General features: G+C 45.0%; 1 protein-coding gene. It reads right to left on the bottom strand.

The window, feature by feature from the left end; genetic code table 11:
• Positions 1-342 (bottom strand): thiolase family protein (locus tag AC1M83_RS14210; RefSeq protein ID WP_481590947.1); only part of this gene is annotated, 342 nt, incomplete at both ends.

The raw sequence follows: 342 nt of genomic DNA, 5'->3' as shown, positions 1-342 counted from the left end.
CCATTTGCTCTAGTGTTAAACCTGTTTGAGCCAGTAACTTTTTAATCGCAGGTGCAGGACCAAAGCCCATAATGCGAGGTTCAACCCCAACAGTGGTTGCACCAATCACTTTGGCACGAGGTTTTAAACCATATTTTTCTACAGCTGCATCAGACGCAATCAGAATCGCAGCAGCACCATCGTTAATGCCTGATGCATTACCTGCGGTTACTGTACCGTCTGCTTTTACAACAGGTTTTAACTTAGTTAACGCTTCTAAAGTGGTTGATGCACGAGGATGTTCATCTTTTGCCACCACAACCGCATCACCTTTACGCTGTGGAATAGTCACAGGCACGATTT

The sequence above is a fragment of the Acinetobacter sp. 25-47-130 genome, assembly GCF_056779705.1.
The sequence above is the reverse complement of the archived record's forward strand: the minus strand, read 5'-3'. Positions and strand labels throughout refer to the sequence as shown.